We start from the raw sequence: 21,769 nt of genomic DNA on the forward strand, positions 1-21,769 counted from the left end.
TCGCGGCTCAGGACAGCAGAGCATGGCGGGTCAATCAGCTCCGTGGCTTCAGACTGTCGGGATCATAGAGCGGCCTGTAACCGACCGCGACCACTTCAACCCGATAAGCTTGCGAGAAGTATTCCACCTGCAGCTGTCTCCCGACTTTGGCATAGTCGTGCGGGAGATAGGCGAGCGCGATGTTTTTTCCAATCGAGGGACCGTAGGCGACCGAGGTGGTGTAGGAACGCCTGCCCAGCGCATCGACCAGGGTCTCTCCGGTGGCAGGATCCATGACCGGCATGGTCCCAACCGGGAAACGCTTCACGCCGGACGCATCCTCATTCTCAAGCATGACCAGCGTGCAGAGCATGGCGGGCTGGTGGTCGCGCGCACGGTATTCGAGGTGTTTCATCTTGCCTCGGAAATCGGCTTCCTTGACCTTCGGGCGCGCCAGATCGGCTTCATAGAGATTGTACTGGGTGAGCAGATCGGCATTCTGCAGACGCAGGCTCTTTTCCATGCGGCGCGAGTTGGCATAGGTCTCCACGCCGACAGCCATGACGCCCAGCGCCCTCAGCGCATCCCAGACGGCCAGCCCGTCCTCGTACTTCATGTGCAGTTCCCAGCCCTGCTCCCCGACATAGGAGAGCCTCAGGGCCGTGACCTTCCTGCCTGCGATCTCGATCTCGCGGATCGCGGCAAAGGGAAAGTTTTCAGGGTCGAGAGATTCCGGATCGGCAACTGCCTTCTTCAGGTTTTCTCTGGCGTTCGGGCCCCAGATGCCAATTGTGGTGAACTCTTCGCTGACGTCGGTGACGGTCACGTCGAAGCCCTTGTCCTGAGCAACGCGCCGCACATAGTGCAGATCTCGCGGACCGGCATCGGCGCCGTCGATGACGCGGCAGCGGTCGGCCATTCGGATGACGGTCAGATCGGAGCGGACCATGCCCTCGTCGTCGAGGAAGTGCGTGTAGATGCCCTTGCCGATCATGGTCTCGCCGCCAATCTTCGCGGCACAGAGCCATTCCATCAGTGCGACTTGATCAGGGCCTTCGACGTCGAACATGTAGAAGTGGGACAGGTTGATCAGGCCGCAGTCCTCGGACAGGGCCAGGTGTTCGGCGTTGGAGACGCGCCAGAAATGGCGGTTGTCCCACTCGTTCTCGCGGACCGGTACCCGGTCGGCGTATTTCTCAAGCAGGTGCTCATTTGCGGCATAGCCATGGGCGCGCTCCCAACCGCCAAGCTCCATGAAGTAGCCGCCGAGTTCGACCTCGCGCTCATAGAAGGGTGAGCGCTTGGCGTTCCGGCCGGACCCATAGGGCTCACGCGGGTGAACGGCCGGATAATAGATTTTCTGGGCCGCCTCGTAGCAGCGTCCCTCGATGAACTTTTCTTCCAGCTGATGAGGATAGAAGCGCGAATAGTCGATGGAGTTGTGGTCGATTTCAGTCCGCCCATCCGTGATCCAGTCGGCGATCAGCTTGCCGTAGCCCGGACCGTCCTTGACCCAGATCGCGACGCAATACCATAGGCCGCGCAGCTTCTGGCTTTCCCCGCAGGACGGCCCGCCGGCCGCAGATACCTGCAGCAGCCCGTTGAAGGAATGGCCCTCATTGTAGCCGAGTTCGCCGAGGATCGGTGTCAGCTCCATGGCCCGTTCCAGCGGCTCGATCACCTGCTCCATCTCAAGATCGCGCTGGGAGGGCGACAGGCGGGCCTCCTCCTTGGACTGGAGATCGCGCGGATGGCACATGCGCGGGTTGTCGGTCTCGTAGTAGCCCCACTCTATCTGGCCGCCCTCGGTGGTCTTCGGATCTCCTGTATCGCGCATGTAGGCCGAGTTGCCCTGATCGCGCAGGAGCGGGTAGCCGATTTCCTTGCCGGTGCCCTCGAACGCGTTGTACGGACCGAAAAACGTCAGCGGGTGATCGACTGGCATGACGGGCAGATCCTCGCCGACCATTTCGGCAATCTGCCGCCCCCACAGACCCGCACAGACGATGACGTGATCCGCCCGGATGGTGCCGCGATGTGTGACGACGCCTGCGATGCGTCCGTTCTCCACGACAAGCGATTGCGCCGGCGTATTTGCGAAGGCTTTCAATCTGCCGGTTTTTTCGGCTTCGTCGACCAGCTTGCCCGCCACGGTCTGCGAACGCGGAATGACCAGACCCGCATCGGGATCGAACATCCCGCCCATCACCTGATCTTCTTCGATGAGGGGAAACAGCTGCTTGATCTCGGACGGTGTCGCAAGACGAGCATTGGTGCCGAACGCTTTTGCAGAAGACACCTTGCGCCGGATCTCCTCCATCCAGGTTTCGTCACCGGCACGGGCAACCTCAAGCCCTCCGATGCGGGCGTAATGGCCCATCTTCTCGAAGAAATCGATGGAATATTGCGTGGTCCAGACCGAGAGGAAATCGTGGCTGGTCGTGTAGCAGAAGTCCGACGCATGGGCCGTCGAGCCGATGTCCGTCGGGATGCCTGACTTGTCGATCCCGACCACGTCGTCCCAACCGCGCTCAAGGAGATGGTGGGCGACCGAGGCTCCGACGATTCCACCCAGACCGACGATGACGATCCTTGCCTTGTCAGGAAACGCAGACATCTTCTCCCCTTCTCCTCAACACCCCGACACAGACCCTTGCACAAGGCTGCCGTCTTCCTGCCCCCCGCCGGAAGGACAGTGTTCCGTCAACAAGTTAGGCAGCCCCAAAGGCAGCAGAGTGCGGTGGACCGACATCCGTTGTTCTGGAGCCGCCATAAGGACATTCAAAGGCTCTGCGCAGCTCTCAAGCCACATGCCGTTTTTAGGTCAGCGCGCGACGTTTCGAGACGATGTGCAACGTGGCTTCCGCGCCACTATCGCGGTCTGATCATTGCCTGCTTGAGCATCCGGAACCTTGTGACATGACTGACCTTGGCGAAATCCAATTGTCCTCAGAGACCCCGGAACGTACCGGAGGCCGCCGTGGCCGCTCCGCGCGGCGCGAAAAACGGCAAGCCGGAGGCTCGGAGCTCGCCGCCCCGTATCTGACGCGGCAGATACCGGTCCTGGAGTATCTCGACGACGAGGGCTGTGAGAAAATCGAGGCACAGGCCGACCGCATCCTGGCCGAAATAGGTCTTGAGTTCCGCGATGATCCGGAAGTGCTCTCCATCTGGCGAAGTGCCGGGGCACAGGTTGACGGCGAGAGGGTCCGTTTTCCAAAAGGAATGTTGCAAGAGCTGGTGAAGACGGCCCCCAAAACCTTTACCCAGCACGCCCGCAATCCGGCGCGCAACGTCGAGATCGGCGGCAACAATACGATCTTCGCGCCTGTCTACGGCCCTCCCTTCGTCACCGATCTGGACCGTGGTCGCCGCTATGGAACGATCGAGGACTTTCGGAATTTCGTGAAGCTGGCCTATGTCTCGCCCTGGCTGCACCATTCCGGAGGGACGGTGTGCGAACCGGTCGACCTGCCCGTAAACAAGCGGCACTTCGACATGGTCCATGCGCACATGAAGTATTCCGACAAGCCGTTCATGGGCTCGGTGACGGCGCCGGAACGCGCAGAAGATTCCGTCGAGATGGCACGCATCCTGTTCGGCCGAGACTTCGTCGACCAGAACTGTGTCATGATCCAGCTGATCAACGCGAACTCGCCGCTGGTTTACGACGGAACGATGCTCGGGGCCCTGAAGGTCTATGCCAGAGCGAACCAGGCCTGCATCGTTTCTCCCTTCATCCTGGCAGGCGCCATGAGTCCGGTGACGGTCGCGGGCACACTGTCCCAGGTCCTGGCAGAAGCCCTTGCGGGATGTGCCCTGACGCAGCTGCTGCGGCCCGGCGCTCCAGTCGTCTTCGGCGCCTTTGTCAGCTCCATTTCCATGCAGTCGGGCGCTCCGACCTTCGGCAGCCCGGAAGGCACCTTGCTTCTGAACGGCGCGGCCAAGCTTGCCCGAAGGCTCGGCCTACCCTACCGGTCCGGGGGCTCCTTCACCTCTTCCAAGCTACCCGACTCACAATCGGCACAGGAATCGGCCCACACCATCACCGCAACCCTTCAGGCAGGCGTGAACTTCTGCCTTCATGCGGCCGGCTGGCTCGAGGGCGGGCTTTGCTCCTCGTATGAAAAGTTCATTCTGGACGCCGATCAGCTCGGGATGATGCATGTGCTGGCCAGGGGCATAGACCTTTCCGATGAGGCCATGGCGATGGACGCCCTGGAAGAGGTCGGGCCCGGCGGGCACTTCCTGGGGGCGGCGCACACCCAGCGAAATTTCGAAAGCGCCTTTTTCCGCTCCAAGGTCGCCGACAACAATTCCTTCGAGCAATGGCTGGCAGACGGTCAACTCGATGCGGCCCGCCGCGCGAATGCGATCTGGAAGAAGCAACTTCAGGACTATGTTGCTCCGGCACTCGATCCGTCGGTCGACGCAGCGCTTGAAGGCTACATTGCCGAACGCAAGGCCTCCTTCCCCGACAGCAACGTCTGATCCGGCTCCGAAACCGCGAAACTGCGTGTTTGCAAAGTTCGATCTTTGATCCGTCTCCACGAGCGTATTAATGTGGAACGGCACCAATATTCTCGATTCGACTTTCGCATTTTGGAGTTTGGCCTTGGCCGCCACGCAATTGCCCTCGGAACGGATTTCCGGGGCGTCCCCTCTTTGCCAAAAACTCAAGTCATGGCTTTTGAACGATGCCATGCCGGTGTGGTTTGAAAAGGGTATCGATCGTATTCATGGAGGCTTTCAGGAAGCCCTTGATCCAAAGACCGGTGAAGGTTTGGATCACGCCAAGCGCGGCCGGCTTTGCCCTCGGCAGGTGTACAGCTTTCTTGCAGCCGGAGCGCTGGGCTGGGATGGCCCGTGGAGAGGGGTCGCAACCGACGGCCTTGCATGGTTCCTCCGTCACTACCGCAAAGAGGACGGCACCTTTGCCGCGCTCGCTTCTGCAGACGGAACGATCCTCGACTCTTCCTTTGACCTGTATAATCAGGCCTTCGCGCTTTTTGCCTTCAGCCAGGTGGCCTCGGCCCTCCCGGAGCGCCACGGCGAGATGACCGGTGAAGCACGTCAGCTGCTTGCAGTCCTGCGCGAAAACTATGGTCATGACGAACGCGGGTTTCGGACCGACAATCCCGACCGCCTGCCACTCTGCTCGAACCCGCACATGCACCTGTTCGAGGCCTGCCTTGCCTGGGAGAGCGTTGACCAGGAAGGCCCTTGGCAGGCACTTGCCGACGAAATCGCAGAGCTTGCGATGGACCGTTTCATCGATCCGGTGACCGGAGGCATCCGGGAGTTTTTCGATCTGGACTGGTCGCCGATGCCCGGGGATCCGGGGCGGGTGATGGAACCGGGTCATCAGTTCGAATGGGCCTGGCTGCTTGTCAGGTGGGGACGCACACGCGATAGCGAGCGAGCGCTTGCCATGGCACGCCGCCTCTACGAGATCGGCGAAAGATACGGGCTTAATGACGATCGCACCGCCGCGATCATGGCCCTCAATGACGATTTCTCAAGGCGCGACCCGGTCGCCCGTCTCTGGGGCCAGACGGAATGGCTCAAAGCAGCACTCATTCTCGCACAGATCAGCGAGGGAGAGGAGCAGACAGCCTATTTGCGGGATTTGAATCGAGCTGGCGACGCGCTGCTTATCTATCTCGACGCTGCCCCCGCCGGGCTATGGCGCGACAGGCTCCTGCCGGACGGCAGCTTCGCGGTTGACCCGGTCCCGGCAAGCTCCCTTTACCACATCATCTGCGCCATCGCCGAGTTCGATGCCGCCGTATCAAGGCTCGATCACCGGTAAGGCCCACCGCCCACCAAAAAAGGCATCAACTGGCCCCTTGGGACGGAAAAATGTAGGTCGCGGGCTTTTCGGATGGCTCACCGCTTTTTATAGAGGGCGCAGCGACACCTCACGAGGATAACCTATGTCCCAAGCCCGCATCATCGATGGCAAGGCGATTGCCGCTTCCGTCCGCGACGAAATTGCCAGCCGGGCGGCTGCTCTGCTTGCCGAGAGCGGCGCTCGCCCCGGGCTTGCAGTCATTCTGGTCGGAGAAGACCCCGCCAGCCAGGTCTATGTGCGCAACAAGGACGCCACGGCGGAAGCCTGCGGTTTTCACTCGGTGAAGCACACTCTGCCCGAAAGCACTTCCGAAGCGGATTTGCTCAACCTGGTCGAGACGTTGAACAATGATGCCGCCATCCACGGCATCCTTGTGCAGCTGCCCCTGCCCGGCCATATCGACGAGAGCAAGGTGCTGCGCCTGATCAAGCCGGAAAAGGACGTCGACGGCTTTCATCCCGTCAATGTCGGGCTGCTCAACGCCGGTGAAATGAAAAGTGCCCTGGTTCCGTGTACGCCTGCCGGTAGCATGGTTCTTTTGAAGCGCACCCTTGGCGACAAGCTTTCCGGACAGAATGCCGTGGTTATCGGCCGGTCCAATATCGTCGGCAAGCCGATGGCGAGCCTGCTGCTGCAGGAAAGCTGTACGGTCACGATCGCCCATAGCCGCACGCGCGATCTTCCTTCTGTTGTCCGGGCAGCCGATATCGTGGTTGCTGCCGTTGGCCGTCCCGAAATGGTAAAGGGTGACTGGATCAAGCCGGGTGCAACCGTGATCGACGTCGGCATCAACCGTATCCCTGCGCCAGAACGCGGTGAAGGCAAGTCCCGTCTTGTCGGCGATGTCGCATTTGACGAAGCCGTTGGCCATGCGGGTGCGATCACCCCTGTGCCCGGCGGTGTCGGTCCCATGACCATTGCGATGCTCATGGCCAATACCCTGACCGCTGCCCGTCGCCAGCTTGGCCTCAAGGACGAAGCACCGCTATTCTGAACGCCTCGGTCCCATTACGGGCATGGTCACGCGGTAGCCGCTCGGCCAGGGGGATTGTGTTTCGTGTATCTACGTGGTCTACGAAGGGTCAGCTTCTCTTAACCAAGAGAGGCCTAGACTTCGCCCGGGTGGATTCATACCTGCGACACGTTCGGTAGCCTCGGCGCGGCCTTGCCCTTAGCGGCGGCAGCGATCGGGTCCGCCTGAAGGGCAGAACAACCGGGCGGAGTATTCAAGGTTCGGCAACGCACTCGTGCGGCGGTAACAAGTGGTGAGTAGACCGTCTGAAAGCAGCGAAGAGACCCTTCGCGAACGCGCAATCTGGCACGCTTCCGGCATCAGACCGCGAGGTGCGATCAAGCACGCGCTGATTTCAGGTGCATCCTTGATCGCGCTGGCTACCGCTTTCTCTCTTGCCCTGCCCCTGGCCACTGCTGCCCCTGCTGCGGCTTTCGAACTCTTCGGCTTCACGTTTTTCGAACCTGAGCAGCAGCAAGGCGAGGCCGTGCCGGATCCGCTCGCCTATAACCCGGTGCTGAATGTTGCCGGGGATGACAGCGATCTTGAGGCAAGCCTTGAGGCCAGCTCACTTCTGATCTCCCGCGAAGACCAGTCTCCCTCCGGCCAGTCGGGCTTGATATCCCGTGCCCTTGGAGACGTGGAGCGCCTCGTGGCCCGGCTGTATGCCAACGGCTATTACGGCGGCACGGTCGACATTTCTCTGAATGGCACGGGCCTGCAAACGGCGCTTGAAACCGGCCAGATCCCCGGACCTCGCCCGGTTGCGACCGTCATCCAGGTAACACCCGGATCGCGTTTCACCTTCGGACGCATAGAGCTGGACCTTGCCGATGGCGGCGAAAGCCTGGCGGAGAGTCCGTCCTTCTGGGGTCTGTCGTCCGGTGAAACGGCCGGCTCCGGCAAGATCCTGACCGCCGAAAGCCGCATCGTGCAGATGCTGCGCCAGCGCGGCTATCCAAAGGCGCGGATCGGCGAGCGTGTGATTGTAGCGGACCATGCGACGAAAACGCTGGATGTCCGCCTTGCCGTTTCAGCCGGCCCGAAGGCGAGCTTTGGCGCCGTCACCGTTTCGGGAACAGAAATAACAGACCCGGAATTCGTGGCCCGGCAAGCCATGTTGCCGGAAGGCGATACCTATTCACCCGAGGAACTCGAAAAGGCCCGCAAGCGCCTCAACGAACTCGGCATCTTCTCCTCCGTACGTCTCGTCGAGGGAGATGTCGCCGCCGATGGCGCATTGCCGATCACCATCGAGGTAAGCGAGCGCAAGCGCCACGTTCTTGGCGCCGGTGCGTCCTGGTCGAGCACAGAAGGGTTCGGCGTGGAGGCCTATTGGCGCCGGCGCAACCTGTTCGGCCGCGGCGAGTTGTTGTCGGTCGAGGGATCAGTGGGCCGGATCGGCAATGCCGAGCTGACGGACATGGAATATGCAGCCCGCATTGCCTTTGAAAAACCCGGTGTCTTCGGTCCCCTGACCAAGTTCACCACCAGCCTCGGCGCGAAGCAGGAAGCCCCGGATGCCTATACCAGCCGGACAGTGACGCTCGATGCCTACCTGTCTCGCCAGTTCTCCGATCAGCTGACCGGCCGGGCAGGCGCTGAAGTCTTTTACGCCAATGAAGAAGACGCGTTCGGCAATTCGGACTACCTGCTGGTGGGCCTGCCCGTCGACCTGACCTACGACAGCCGCGACAGCAAGCTCGATCCCTCAAGCGGCATCTATGCAGCAGCGGCCCTGGAACCGGCATACGATACGCTCAACAACACCGGCATGGTCTTCGCGAAAGCGACCGCATCGAGCTACGTCGCGCTGGACGAGGCAAAGCGCTTCATCCTGGCCGGGCGCATCTCTGCCGGCAGCATACTTGCGCCTTCCGTCGATGACGTTCCCGCCAGCCGCAGATTGATTGCCGGCGGTGGAGGTTCCATCCGCGGCTACGCCTACCGCAATGTCGGACCGCGCGTGAACGGTGAGGTTGTCGGCGGCCGCAGCCAGGTCGAATTTTCCGGCGAGGTGCGCATCAAGGCGACGGACACGATCGGTTTCGTCGCCTTCATCGATGGCGGTAATGCCTTCGAAGAGTCCATTCCCGACTTTTCCGAGCCGATCAAGCTCGGCGTAGGTGCGGGCGTGCGCTACTACACCCCCATCGGCCCCTTGCGTGTTGATGCGGCTATTCCGCTGGATCCGGGCAAGGATGACCCGGATTTTGCGCTCTATGTCGGCCTGAGCCAGGCCTTCTAACCGGCGTCGGCGCGCACCACGTCCTTTCTGCTCTCCCAGCGGCAAAAATGCACCGAAACCCAATTGCGCCCCATTTATCGGCTGATATCCAGGGCCATATAGTGCGTAAGGGGATTCGCCCGCTTAACTTCGGATTGATGGTTTGAAACGATTGCTCAAGGGCCTGATCGGCCTGATCCTTTTTCTGGCTGCCCTGCCCTTCCTTGCAGTTCTGTTTCTGCAAACGGAATTCGGCCGCGAATTTGCCGGACGCACCCTGGGCTCTCTTGCCAGTTCCGAAGACCTGACAATCGAAACGGAATCGCTCCGCGTCGGCTGGAACGGCGACGTGAGCCTTGGCTCCGTCACCTTGTCGGACCGGCAAGGGCCGTGGCTGAACGGGCGGGACATCAAGGTCGAGTGGTCGCCCCTGTCGCTTTTGAAGGGCCATGTCGATGTCGACCGGCTGCATGCTGGAGAACTCAGCCTGATCCGCAAACCTGCGCCCTCGGCATCGGTGCAGGATGCAGCGCCCCATGATGGCAACGGGGACAGTTTGAACCTGGTGCCGGTAGAGCTGCGTGACCTGGAAATCGGCTCCCTGCGCATCGGCTCTGCCATCGTCGGCGAGGATCTCGACTTCCAGGTGGACGGGTCCGCATCGCTTGCCGACGGTCCGAAGCGCCTCGCTGCGAGAATTGATCTCGTGCAGCTGGAGGGGGCTCATGGAGCACCGTCCGAGGGCACGATTTCGGCGAACCTGCTTTTTGCCCCTGCGGCCCAGACCCTTGCGTTCGGCTTGACTGCCCACGAGCCCCGCGGCGGCCTCTTGGCCCGCCTTATGGAAGTGCCCGATCTGCCCGCTCTCGACCTGGAATTGACCGGTCACGGGCCACTGTCGGACTGGGGCGCGGACCTTGCCGTCGCGCTGGATGGACGGCGTACGGTTTCGGGACGCGCAGGACTGCGCGAGGCAAATGGCGGTTACCTGCTGACGACCGATCTGGACGGCGCGCTGTCGCCGCTGATGCCCGGCGTTGCCTCCGCTTTTTTCCTCGGCAATACCAAGTTGACCGGCACCGCTGAACTTGATGCCAATTTTCTGCCGCACTCCGGCGACTTTTCCCTCAAGACAGAAACGCTCGATGCCACCACAACCGGCAGTTTCGAGCCTTCGTCCGGCGCGCTTTCGCTGGACACGACCGTCGAAATCAGCGCGGGCGCAGATCGGCTGATCGCGCTTGATCTTCCCGAGCGACGGCTCGCGTTCGGCCCACTGAACCTGAGGGCGAAACTGACCGGCAACATCGACAAGGCCGCAATCCGGATTGCCCTCGACGGGAAGAGCGTTTCTACGACCGAAGGGCGCCTCGGCCCCCTCGCCCTGTCTCTCGTCGCCGATGATGCGGTTCTCGATATCGATGCCCTCGCCATTCCCTTCCAAATGGCCTTGAGGGTCGATGACATTGAGCCTGTCGATGACAAGCTCAAGCCAATTGGCGGTGATCTGAACCTCAAGGGTGGCCTCACCTTGTCCCGCGAGGGAGAGGGCATTCTTCTCTCAGGGGTACGGCTGACCTCGCCTGTGGTCAGCATGGATGTGGCCAATGGCTTCATCTCAAAAGACCGGATCACGCTCGCCGGCAGCGCCGGAATCGGGAATCTTCAGGCCTTCTCACTGCTTGCGGGACAGTCCCTTTCCGGGGCTGTTGCCATGACCTTCGACGTCAAGGGCGATCCGGATGATCGCGATGCCATCGTCACACTTTCGGCCAACGGCCGCGACCTATCCTTCGGCAATCCCGATCTCGACAAGCTTCTGACCGGTGCTGCAACCCTGACCACCACGGTGCGCGTAGATGACCTGGAAGACATTTATGTCGAGAGTGCTGTCTTGAAGGCACATGGCGTTGAGGCCAACGGAACAGCGCAATATGGCGAAGGCGCCCTCGCCGCGGCCGTCACGGGCGCGTTTCCCGACATGACCCGTCTGCACGCTGATGCTGCCGGAGCCTTGTCGTTTTCAGCCAACGTCAAGGGCCCTCTCGGCAGTCCGGAAATCACGGCCGATCTTTCCTCGGCTCAGATGATTCTCCTCGGCACCGCTCTGGAAAAGCTGGCAGTCACCGCAAGCGGCACGGCATCACCAACGGCACCGACGGGCAGCCTGCGCGGCAGTGCGACGCTCGGAGGAGCTCCGGTCAATCTGAATGCCAATCTGTCCAGCGCCGATGGAGGCGCCTCGATCCGGGATCTCTCCGCCGTCATCGGAGGCAACACTCTGAGCGGTTCCTTCGACATTGCGGACCTGTCGGACGCGCTGGCGACGACGAGCGGCAAGCTCGTGGTTGATGCTCCCGACCTTTCGACCCTATCGCCGCTTCTTCTGCGTCCGGTTGCCGGGAGCCTGGAAGGATCGGTCCTTGCGACAACAGTCAATGGCCCGGCGCTTCAGATCGACCTGAAGGGCAACGCCCTTGCCGCCGAGGGCATCGAGGTCGGCGACCTGATCGCCGATATCGGTGTCAAAGGCCCGTTCGAGACGCCCAAACTTACGGCCGACGTGCTGGCATCCCGTATCGCGTCAGGCGAGACCGTCATCGAAACAGCTGCGGTGAAAGCGGAAACCGAGGGCAATCTGACGCGCTTTGCCTCGGACATCCGGCTGACCGCCGGAGAAACGGCAGACGGTGTGCGCGCTGAAGGCTCGCTTGAGCAGTCAGGCGACCAGATTGCCGTGACCCTGAACCGGCTCGACGGGCGTTACGCAGGCCTTCAGACCGACCTCAAGTCTCCCGCTGTCGTTACCCGCAAGGGAGAGCTGACGCGGATCGAGTCGCTCGTCCTCAACCTCGGCTCGGGTACCCTTTCCGTCTCTGGAACGGCCTCGGAAGAGCTGGCGATCTCTGCGGAGTTCAGCAACGTTCCCCTTGGCCTTGCCAACGCCTTTGCGCCTTCTGCTGCCCTTTCCGGAACGCTTTCCGGCTCGGCTGAGGTGAAAGGCCGTCCGGACGCGCCCCTTGCAAGCTGGTCGGTCACCATGAATTCCCTGTCGGCGGGACTGCTTGCGCAAAAGGGCCTGCCGGCGCTTGATGTCGCCAGCACCGGCAAGCTTGCGAATGAACTCATCACCCAGTCGACCACGATCACCGGCCCTGATGGACTGAAAGTCACATCTGACGGCAAGGTCGGCATCAACAGGCCGCAGTCGCTCGACATGACGGTGAATGGCTCGTTGCCGCTTGCATTCCTGCGCAGGCCACTGACAGAAGCCGGCCTCAGGGCAAAAGGCACGGTCTCCGTATCGGGTTCAGTCACCGGAACCGCGGCTGAACCCCAATATGCGCTGACAGCTGTCCCGAATGGCGTCACCGTAACCGAACTCAGCACATCCCTGACACTCACGGATGTGACAGGATCTGTGGACGTTTCGCCCGGATCCCTGCAACTCTCCGGCCTCAAGGCCAATCTTGCCAGCGGAGGCAATGTTTCGGCCGCAGGCGCGATCTCCTTGAATGAAACGCTGGATGCCGACATTACCATCAATGCCGACCAGGCTAGATATGTCGACCCCGGCCTGGTCACGGCTCTGGTCAGCGCGGATGTTACCGTCCGCGGACCCTTGGCGAGCCAGAGTTCGGCGGCACTCATCTCCGGGAATGTGGTCATCGGCAAGGCCGACATTTCCATTCCCGAAACACTTCCGGGGGCAGTTCCGCCCGTTGCCGTCACGCATGTGAACACACCTGCCCGCGTGCGCGAGCAACTGAAGGAACTCGGAGCGGGCAATGGCTCCGGCGGCGGACAAACAACCGCCAATCTGCCTCCCCGGCTCGACATAAAGGTCAGCGCTCCAGGTCAGATATTCGTGCGCGGGCGCGGTCTCGACGCCGAACTCTATGGCGACCTGACGATTGCCGGCACCACCGAAGCGCCACAGGCGGTTGGTGCGTTCACTCTAAAACGCGGCCAGATGGACATTCTCACGCGGCGGCTGCAGTTCTCGAAGGGACAGGCAACCTTCTACGGATCCTTGACGCCATCTCTCGACTTCCTTGCCACAACGTCAGCCAACAGCACCTCGATCAATGTAACCGTCGAGGGGCAGGCAGATGATCCGCTGATCGCCTTTTCCTCATCGCCCGAGTTGCCGCAGGACGAAGTCCTGGCGCTGCTGCTCTTCGGCAAGGACATGGGATCCCTCTCGCCGGCTCAGGTTGCGCAGCTGGCAGCCGCGATTGCCACCCTCACCGGCGGGGACGACAACGGCCCGCTTGCCCAGATCCGCAAGTCGCTCGGTCTCGACGCGATCGATATCAATACGAGCGGTGACGACGGACCGACGGTCGGTGTCGGCAAATACGTGAATGACAACATCTACCTTGGTGTCGAACAGGGCACCGGCGAAGCCGGAAGCCGGGTCAAGGTGGATATCGACCTTGACCGGGGCCTCAAGGTGCGCGGCGAGGTCGGAGCGGACGGCTCGTCAAAGGCAGGCATCTTCTTCGAGAAGGAATACTGACCGCCTGAAAGGCGCCCGCCATTGGGCAAGAGCCACTCAGGCCAACAGGTTCCGGATCTCTGCAAGGATCGCGGACGGGATTGCCAGCCCGTCGCGCTCGGCCCGCTCCCGCATCTCGATCCGCCGGCTTCCGGGAACACGCGCGCCCTCTGCGCCCTCGACAGCGGTCAACAGCGTTGCGATGCGCTCGGCGTAGGCGCCGCCGGAGCTCAAGCCGGGATCAATCGCAATGATCACCTGGCCGAGGTTCGGTGGGCTCCCCTCGCCGGAGAACAGGCTCGATGCCTCGAATGCGAGGCTTGCGCCAACCAGTGCCGCGGACAGCACCTCGATCATCATGGCAAGCGCGGCTCCCTTGGCCTCGCCGATCGGGAGCATGGTGCCTTGCATGGCCGCCGACGCGTCGGTTGTCGGGTTACCGTCCTTGTCGTGCGCCCAGCCCTCCGGGATGGCGCTGCCGGTCTTTTCCGCTGCCATGATCTTGCCCTTCGCCACACGCGAAACGGCAAGGTCAATGACGAGGGACGGCTTTCCCGGGACGGGCGCTGCAAAGGCAATCGGGTTCGTGCCGAAGAGAGGCTCCTTGCCGCCCCATGGCGCAATGGACTTGGGAGCATTTCCGAAGACCAGGGCAACATAGCCCTTGTCGGCCAGAGCCTCGCAATGGGCGCCGCCCTGACCGAAATGATGCGAGCGGGCAATTGCCGCCATCGCGATACCCTGGCGCGAAGCCATCGCGGGCAGGACGTCGAGCGCCCGCTCAATCGCAGGGTAGGCAAACCCGAGCGCCGCATCGACGCGAAGAAGCGACGGCGTCACCTCCTGAAGCGAGGGAACGGCCCTGCCATCCACCTTGCCACTTGCCGACTGGGCCGCATAACCCGGAACGCGGGACAGGCCATGCCCCGGCTGGCCTGACGCTTCTGCCGCGACCAGAGCGCGGGCGACGCAATCGGCATTCTCCGAGCTGGTTCCGCAGGCAACAAGCGCTGCAACGACGAGATCATGGGCTTGGGCAAGTGTCAGGATTTCAGAGGACATGGGGACCGTGACTGGGCAGGTGGGAAGGCGCGGCTGAGCATCGCCTTGAAACAACGGTCCACACCCGAGGGCGAGCGGACACGTGACATCCGCATAGCACCGGACGCAGAAGCTGGCCAGTGCCTGGCCGCACGCAGTTTCGTTCCACAGGCGCCAAACTGCTTGACCGCCAACAGACCCCATTTGAGCGGAGTGCCGCAGGCTGACGGGCTTGCCTTGGCAGCCGCGATCCCTTAGCTCTGAGGAGAACGGGTGGGTGCGCCTGCGAATGTCCGCCCTTTCGGACATCTCGCCTAGACCGCCCTTGCCGGACCATTACCAGCACGACCTTCTGCCGATCCGGCAGCCTCAGGTCGCCTCCAAACTCGCGACAGGAATGGCGGAGCTGGCTCCGCCGGGAGCATCATCAAATGAGTCTCGACACCACCTTCTTCAAACAGTCCGTTTTCATCAACGGCGGCTGGAGCGCAGCGGACGCCGGAGGCACCATCGACGTGGTCAACCCGGCAACCGGTGAGAGCATCGGCACCGTGCCGGATTGCGGGCGTACCGAGACCGCCCGCGCGATCGACGCGGCCCATGCCGCCCTTCCCGCATGGAAGGCGAAGACCGCTGCCGAACGCGCCGGACTGATGCAGAAGCTCGCCGACGTGATCATGGCCAATCTCGACACGCTGGCCGCGATCCTGACGACGGAAATGGGCAAACCCCTCGCCGAGGCCAAGGGAGAAATCACCGGCGGCGCCAACTACATCCGCTTCTTTGCCGAAGAGGCGCGGCGCGTCTATGGCGACGTCATCCCGTCCCCATGGGCTGGCAAGAAGATCCTTGTCACCAAGGAGCCCGTCGGCGTCGTGGGTGCGATCACGCCATGGAACTTCCCGAACTCGATGATAGCGCGCAAGCTGGGCGCCGCCCTTGCCGCCGGTTGCACCATGGTCATCAAGCCGTCCGAACTGACCCCCTTCTCGGCGCTGGCCTATGGCGTATTGGCAGAAAAGGCCGGGATTCCGGCTGGCGTGGTGAACGTCCTGACCGGCGATGCGCCCGCCATCGGCACGGAAATGTGCGAGAACCCGAAGCTGCGCAAGATCACCTTCACCGGTTCGACCCGGGTCGGCAAGCTGCTTGCCTCCAATGCAGCCGCGCACATGAAGAAGATCTCCATGGAACTCGGCGGCAACGCTCCGTTCATCGTCTTCGAAGATGCAGACCTCGATGCGGCAGTTGCCGGCGCCATCGCCTGCAAGTTCCGCAATTCCGGCCAGACCTGCGTCTGCGCCAACCGGATCTACGTGCAGGCGAGCGTCTATGATGCCTTCGCTGCAAAGCTGAAGGCAGCTGTCGAGGCCCAGCTCGTTCCCGGAAGCGGTTTCGATGCGTCCTCGACCCAAGGCCCGCTGATCGACGAGCGGGCCATCACCAAGGTCTCCGATCACCTGCAGGACGCGCTGTCCAAGGGTGCGACGCTGCAGACCGGCGGCGAGCGCTGCGGCAATGCCGGGACTTTCTTCAAGCCGACGGTCGTCACCGGTGCAACTGCACAGATGAAGCTTGCGCGCGAGGAAACCTTCGGCCCGCTGGCAGCCCTTTTCTCCTTCGAAACGGAGGAAGAAGTCGTGGATCTGGCAAACGCCACCGAATACGGCCTTGCCTGCTACTTCTACACCCGGGATCTGGGCCGCACGTTCCGCGTCATGGAAGCGCTCGAATATGGCCTGGTCGGTGTCAACGAGGGCGTCATCACGACGGAAGTCGCACCCTTCGGCGGCGTCAAGGACAGCGGCATGGGCAATGAGGGCTCCAAGTACGGCCTCGATGACTACCTGAACATCAAATACTCATGCATTGGCGGCCTGCAGCGCTAAACGCTCCAGTCGTACCTGCTTGACGAGAAAAGAGAACCCCGGCCTTCCAGCCGGGGTTTTCGTTTTTTCCACGGTCTTTCAAGGGCGCCGGGAGCGGCTCTAGACGACCTGTCTGAGCTTGCATTCACTTTGCGCGAGCCGCTCGGCTTCCGCCTGTCTGAGCCGTTCTGCGATGGCGATTGACTGCATCGGCCTGCCGAGCAGGTAGCCCTGCCCGATATCGCATCCGAGTTCACGCAGCTTGCGTTCCTGGTCCTCGGTCTCGATGCCTTCGGCCACCACGGTCATGCCGAAACTTTCTGCCAGATGGACGACCGAGGAAACGATGGCAGCGCTTGGCTCGTCGCTGCACACGTCATCCACGAAGCTCTTGTCGATCTTGATTTTCGAGAACGGGAACCGCGGAATATAGCCAAGGCTCGAGTAGCCCGTGCCGAAATCGTCAAGCGCGAGCGAGCAGCCCAGCGCCTTCAACGCAGAAATGGTGCCACCGATGTCCATTCGTTCATCGACGAAGAGCGACTCCGTCAGTTCCAGATCGAGCCTTGATGCCGGGAACCCTGTCTCCGACAAGGCGGTCCGGACGACGTCGATGAATCCGGGCGCCGCGAACTGGACCGCGGAAACATTGACCGCGAGCCGCAATTCCGCCGGCCAGGTCATGGCGTCGCGCATGGCCTGACGCAGGATCCAGCCGCCAAGTTCAAGGATACGCCCGCTTTCCTCGGCGATGGGAATGAATTCCGCTGGAGAGACGAAACCAAGCACGTTGTGCTCCCAGCGCATCAACGCCTCGACACCGATCATGGTGGAAGAGGAAAGGTCTACCAGAGGCTGATAGACGACATGGATTTCATGCTTCTGCAAGGCTCCGACGAGTTCGATTTCAAGGGTCCGGCGCCTTTCGAGGGCGGTGTGCATCACGTCCTCGAACCGAAGGACACGGTTGCCGCCTGAGCGCATTGCCAGCGAAAGCGCATTTCCGGCATCGCGTAGCGGTATTGAGCTGTCCCGGACATCTCCGCAGATCAGAGCATAGCCGATGCTTATGCTCACCGGAATCCGGCTTCCAGTCAGGGTATAGTCACCGGACAAGGCTTCGAAAACCTCGTGAACCTGATCGAGAATGTCTTCTTCCGATCGTGCTGAGATGAGGAGGCCGAGGCGGTTCTCACTGACCGATGCAATCACGGCATCCGTTTCTGCTGCATCGTCGAGGCGTTCCGCCAGGGCTTTGCGCAGATGATTGCGGATCGAAAAACCGAGGGACGCGATGATCCGGTCCATTCCGTCCACCGCGATCAGAGCGATACAGAACGTTCTGCCATTTTCCTTGGGAACCGCACATGCAGCGTCGACACATTCGCTGAAGCTTGCCTCGTTGATCAGACCGGTCACCCGGTCATGTCCCGCGAGATAGGCAAGACGCCGCGTGGCCTTGCGCTGGTCTGTCACATCGCGGCAGGTAACGGTGGCAAGACGCTCGGACGCTTGCGATCTTTGAAACCGGAGGTCCGTGGCAATCTGCCGGGATACAGTGACCACGAACTCGATGATCCGCTCGGTGCCATCGGCCGGCTTGAGGTGAACTTCGCGCGGCTTTGCCTGAAGGGTGTCGTCGTCGCAGCACGTCAACGCTTCCAGGATTTCATGGTAGATCTCGTCCGGAAGACACGTACGGGCCAGCTGACCTGCCTTGACCGGCGCGCAGAGGATCCGCGCGGCCGATCGGCTGGCGATCTGGATGACCGCCTTGGAATCAACGACCAGAATTCCGTCAAAACTGTCCTCGAAAACCCGGCCGAGGACCATGCGGGAATTCCGCGTCTGGATCTGGGAAACTCTCAGAAGAATTTTGACCAGTCCGATCTGCTTGGCCATCATCAGGCCGAACAGCAGAAGCAACGCGACCTGCGCACCTTCGGTTTGCAAAAGCACCGGGCGCGTTTCATGCAGAACCATTGCCCCGACTTCAAGGCCAGCCGAAAGTGCAACCATCAGGGCGGCCCGCAGTTTCCAGTCAAACCGACCGCAGAAAAGGATCGGGAACACCAGCAGCACCGTCAGGCCCAGCAGAAACTCGCCACCAGCTCGTTTCAGGTCGCGCCCCAAAATCAGGCTTTCCGCTGCCAGAGCCTGAATGACCGCTCCGGGAAGCACTTCGTGGACCGGCACCGAGAAAAGATCCCTCAGTTCCTGGGCGCTTGCTCCAATAAGAACCTTCTTACCCGCCACAACGCCGAGATTCGCCCGTTCGGCAAGAATGTCGACCGCAGAAATGCGTTTAAACCCAGCGGGGTCAATACCGTAGTCGATATAGAAGGGCTGTGTCAGATCCCCGCCCACACCGGCCAGCAAAGCGGCCAGGGCCATGACGGGTTCTCCCTCAAGCAAGTCACCACGCAAGCTGCGCCAAACCCGCCCGTCTTGCTCGATCGGGACACTGACCAGTGCCGGCCAGATATGCTGTGCGAAGTCATCGATCGGCTTGTTGACGATCAGTTCCGCCTCTCCATCGGCGGCGTCGATCGCATCCTGGTGGAAGGTGGCGAGAGATACCTTTCCTTCAGCCCGTTCAAGCGCAGACGCGAATACAGCGTCTTCATATGGCGTCGATCGCGTGCTGAAGTCGACATCGAAGGCGATTTCTTCGGCCCCGCCTTCAAGCAGGCGATCGATGATGTCGGCGTAATAGCTACGCGGCCAAGGCCAGACTCCGACTTCGTTCAGACTGCGGGCATCAATGTCGACAATCAGGATCTGTCCCGACGGGTCCTGTGGCGACAGGCCCAGGCGTATCTCGTCGAAGGTACGGGCGAACGGCGCCAACGCACCCATCGAGAACAGCTGCACAGACAGGAATACGATCGCGGCGAAGGCCAGCAACGGCAACGCGCCGAACCCTATCGCATGGCCCCGCCTCGATTTACCCACTTTCCGTACTCCGCTTCCCGAAAGATCAGACGGCCAGGCTTTTATTCGGCATTGCCATTGCCATTGCCATTGCCATTGCCATTGCCATTGCCGTTGCCGTTGCCACCGGCGTTCGAGTTGCCGGAATTGCCATTCCCGTTGCCGCCAGCGTTCGAGTTGCCGGAGTTGCCATTGCCGTTGCCGCCGGCGTTCGAGTTGCCGGAGTTGCCATTCCCGTTACCACCGGCGTTCGAGTTGCCGGAGTTGCCATTGCCGTTACCGCCAGCGTTGGAGTTGCCGGAGTTGCCATTGCCGTTGCCACCGGCGTTGGAGTTGCCGGAATTACCTTTGCCGTTGCCGCCGGAATTGGAATTCGCGGCTGCGTTTGCATTGGAACTGGTCTTCCCGGTGCTGGCTGCTGCCGGAACATTCTTGACCGCCGGTGTCTGGAAGCTTGGCGACTTTTTCGGGCCGGAGCGGACTGTCGGCTTGGTCTTGCCGCCAACCGTCAGACCGACCTTCTGTTCAGGAGCCGTGGATGCGCGCTGCCCGGGACCGAGGTCGGCCTGGTCGCCAGATGCATAGTCACTTACCGACACCAGGCCGCGGTCAACCGAAACCGAAGCGCCCTTGCCCGCCACCGTCACCTCAAAGCGGGTGCCCTTCACGACAGCTGCAAGGAAGGGCGTTTCAACGGTAAAATGAGGCCGGTCGCGTTTGGCGACATCGACGGTAAGCGAGCCCGTCTTCTGAAGGAGCGTGGTCTTTTCCCCGTCGCTGCGATAGCGCGACAGGGCGAAGGTCGTGCCCGGACCGACAAGAATGGTTTCCGTCCCGCGAGCAATCATGACGCGCGCTCCACCCCGGGTTGCCAGGGTCATGCCCTTCTGGAGGACCATTCCGGACTTGGCGCGAAATGCAGGCACCTGCGGAGCAACCAGATAGGCAACGCCCGTAACCCGCTTCAGGACCCACTCCGATGCAGCTGCCTTGAAGGGCATAAGCATGACCAGGCTGAGCCCGAATAGCACTGCCAGAGTTACGAGGAGCCGCCGGTGCGCGCCGCTCTTGTTGGCTTCTGCACCGCAATAGGTCCGGCCAGCACCGGCTGTTTTGGTTTGATTTGCGTCCACGTTGCACCAAATATCTGTGTCGAATAGACCCCAATACTTGGCAAAAACCCTTAATAGATCTGAAACTTCAGGAAACCCGAAAGTGTTTAAGGTAAACAGTCGACTACCGTGACCACATCGTTCTTAATGAACGGTTCGCAAGTCACTGATCCGACGCCATGACGCGTCGCAATGTGTCAACGTCGTCAATGTTATATTGATCAATGCCATAGGCGATGGCCGCCTTGAAGACGTCTGGATCCGAACCGGCATAGAAAATCTGCGTCACCAGCCCTGCCTCATGGGCTTCACTCACGCGTTCGGCGCTCATGGTATCGGGGTGAAATTCAAGAATCGACGCACCAAGTGCCACTGCCTCCGACACCTTGCCAACGTGCTCGAAGAGCACCATCAGCCGAAAATCAGGCACCCTGGCGCGCACATCGGCGCGAATGGCAGGGTCAAAGGAAAAGGTCCAGCCTGTCTCCAGAAGCCCGCGTTCCCGGAGCATGTCGCGTACCAGGGCGGGATCTGCCTGCTTGATCTCTGCATAAGTGGCGATCCGCCCCGCGCAGGCATCCAGAAAGGCATCGAGACGAGGCACCTTCTCGCCCGCGAACTGCGGAGAAAACCAGCTTCCCGCATCAAGGCAGTCAATCTCTTCCGACGTCATGTCGGCAACGCGGCCGCTGCCATCAGTCGTGCGGTCGACCGTTTCGTCGTGGATTACGTAAAGCACACCATCGCGGCTGGCGTGGATGTCGAACTCCACAGCGTGGGCACCAAGTGCGATCGCCTTTTCCAGAGCAGCGAGCGTGTTCTCCGGTGCGATCTTGTTGGCCCCACGGTGGCAGACGATTTTCAAGTCACGCAACAGTTGATCTCCCTGTGCCGTCGCCAAGACGGAATACAATAGCTGTCCTGCCTTGGTTCAAGTTGCAATTTCAAAGGCCGGACACGATGGCTTGCGGCTACCTGAATAAGAGGGTTGCACGATTCGCGTGATTGACCGATGACAGCGTGAAGCGGCTCGTCGCGGCGCCAGCACTCTTGCGGTTTTTTTCAACGAACGTGCTGCGATACCTGAGGATCAAGAAGTGGCGCGCCCCTCTCAAGCTCATGAGTTTGCGGCATTCTCGCGACCGGATCACGGTTTTTTGTTCATTCAGAGTGGACAGTAAGTCAAATTGTTTATCCCGCAAAAGCGACTAAATCGTCCTCCATGGCGCTCACGTCGAGGC

At 61.4% G+C, this 21,769-nt stretch carries 11 protein-coding genes; 6 read left to right on the forward strand and 5 right to left on the reverse strand.

Annotated elements, in window-relative coordinates:
* Positions 1–34: 34 nt before the first annotated feature.
* Positions 35–2,596 carry a GcvT family protein gene (locus ACN0SY_RS02585; protein ID WP_417684195.1) on the reverse strand — a complete coding sequence of 854 codons (2,562 nt, stop codon included), beginning with the start codon at positions 2,594–2,596 and terminating at the stop codon, positions 35–37.
* A gap of 302 nt (positions 2,597–2,898) precedes the next feature.
* On the opposite strand from ACN0SY_RS02585, the gene ACN0SY_RS02590 reads away from it, so the two are divergent.
* The 5 genes from ACN0SY_RS02590 (at position 2,899) to ACN0SY_RS02610 (ending at position 13,594) form a co-directional block, all read left to right on the forward strand.
* Positions 2,899–4,470: a trimethylamine methyltransferase family protein gene (locus ACN0SY_RS02590; RefSeq protein ID WP_417684196.1), complete on the forward strand. Its 1,572-nt coding sequence runs from the start codon at positions 2,899–2,901 to the stop codon at positions 4,468–4,470.
* Between the two features lie 211 nt (positions 4,471–4,681).
* Positions 4,682–5,791 carry an AGE family epimerase/isomerase gene (locus ACN0SY_RS02595; RefSeq protein WP_417684197.1) on the forward strand — a complete coding sequence of 370 codons (1,110 nt, stop codon included), beginning with the start codon at positions 4,682–4,684 and terminating at the stop codon, positions 5,789–5,791.
* A 124-nt stretch (positions 5,792–5,915) separates the two neighbouring features.
* A complete protein-coding gene (folD, locus tag ACN0SY_RS02600) occupies positions 5,916–6,827 on the forward strand; it encodes a bifunctional methylenetetrahydrofolate dehydrogenase/methenyltetrahydrofolate cyclohydrolase FolD (RefSeq protein WP_417684198.1) in 912 nt (303 codons plus the stop codon).
* A 271-nt stretch (positions 6,828–7,098) separates the two neighbouring features.
* Positions 7,099–9,093 carry an autotransporter assembly complex protein TamA gene (locus ACN0SY_RS02605; RefSeq protein WP_417684199.1) on the forward strand — a complete coding sequence of 665 codons (1,995 nt, stop codon included), beginning with the start codon at positions 7,099–7,101 and terminating at the stop codon, positions 9,091–9,093.
* Positions 9,094–9,235: 142 nt separating this feature from the next.
* Complete coding sequence (locus tag ACN0SY_RS02610; protein ID WP_417684200.1) at positions 9,236–13,594, forward strand: translocation/assembly module TamB domain-containing protein; 4,359 nt, start codon at positions 9,236–9,238, stop codon at positions 13,592–13,594.
* A 36-nt stretch (positions 13,595–13,630) separates the two neighbouring features.
* Here the strand turns inward: ACN0SY_RS02610 and ACN0SY_RS02615 are convergent, their stop codons facing one another.
* Positions 13,631–14,635 carry an Ldh family oxidoreductase gene (locus tag ACN0SY_RS02615; RefSeq protein WP_417684201.1) on the reverse strand — a complete coding sequence of 335 codons (1,005 nt, stop codon included), beginning with the start codon at positions 14,633–14,635 and terminating at the stop codon, positions 13,631–13,633.
* Positions 14,636–15,045: 410 nt separating this feature from the next.
* Between ACN0SY_RS02615 and ACN0SY_RS02620 the strand changes: the two genes are divergently transcribed.
* The gene (locus tag ACN0SY_RS02620; RefSeq protein ID WP_417684202.1) at positions 15,046–16,503 is read left to right on the forward strand and encodes an NAD-dependent succinate-semialdehyde dehydrogenase; all 1,458 of its coding nucleotides are present in this window, start codon (positions 15,046–15,048) and stop codon (positions 16,501–16,503) included.
* Positions 16,504–16,602: 99 nt separating this feature from the next.
* Here ACN0SY_RS02620 and ACN0SY_RS02625 read toward each other — a convergent pair whose 3' ends face one another.
* The 3 genes from ACN0SY_RS02625 to ACN0SY_RS02635 all read right to left on the reverse strand — a co-directional run bounded on the left by ACN0SY_RS02625 (position 16,603) and on the right by ACN0SY_RS02635 (position 21,402).
* On the reverse strand, positions 16,603–19,437 hold the full coding sequence (locus tag ACN0SY_RS02625; RefSeq protein WP_417684203.1) for an EAL domain-containing protein: 2,835 nt from the start codon (positions 19,435–19,437) through the stop codon (positions 16,603–16,605).
* Positions 19,438–19,478: 41 nt separating this feature from the next.
* Complete coding sequence (locus ACN0SY_RS02630; protein WP_417684204.1) at positions 19,479–20,549, reverse strand: FecR domain-containing protein; 1,071 nt, start codon at positions 20,547–20,549, stop codon at positions 19,479–19,481.
* A 142-nt stretch (positions 20,550–20,691) separates the two neighbouring features.
* Complete coding sequence (locus ACN0SY_RS02635; RefSeq protein WP_417684205.1) at positions 20,692–21,402, reverse strand: glycerophosphodiester phosphodiesterase; 711 nt, start codon at positions 21,400–21,402, stop codon at positions 20,692–20,694.
* Between the last annotated feature and the right edge of the window lie 367 nt (positions 21,403–21,769).

Origin of the sequence: Roseibium sp., from assembly GCF_048261595.1 — a bacterium.
Lineage (GTDB): Bacteria > Pseudomonadota > Alphaproteobacteria > Rhizobiales > Stappiaceae > Roseibium.

What these genes read in the sequence shown, in the direction of transcription:
- ACN0SY_RS02585 (WP_417684195.1), bottom strand. Translation starts at nt 2,596, where the DNA reads ATGTCTGCGTTTCCTGACAAGGCAAGGATCGTCATCGTCGGTCTGGGT.
- ACN0SY_RS02595 (WP_417684197.1), top strand. Translation starts at nt 4,682, where the DNA reads ATGCCGGTGTGGTTTGAAAAGGGTATCGATCGTATTCATGGAGGCTTT.
- ACN0SY_RS02590 (WP_417684196.1), top strand. Translation starts at nt 2,899, where the DNA reads ATGACTGACCTTGGCGAAATCCAATTGTCCTCAGAGACCCCGGAACGT.
- ACN0SY_RS02615 (WP_417684201.1), bottom strand. Translation starts at nt 14,635, where the DNA reads ATGTCCTCTGAAATCCTGACACTTGCCCAAGCCCATGATCTCGTCGTT.
- ACN0SY_RS02620 (WP_417684202.1), top strand. Translation starts at nt 15,046, where the DNA reads ATGAGTCTCGACACCACCTTCTTCAAACAGTCCGTTTTCATCAACGGC.
- folD (WP_417684198.1), top strand. Translation starts at nt 5,916, where the DNA reads ATGTCCCAAGCCCGCATCATCGATGGCAAGGCGATTGCCGCTTCCGTC.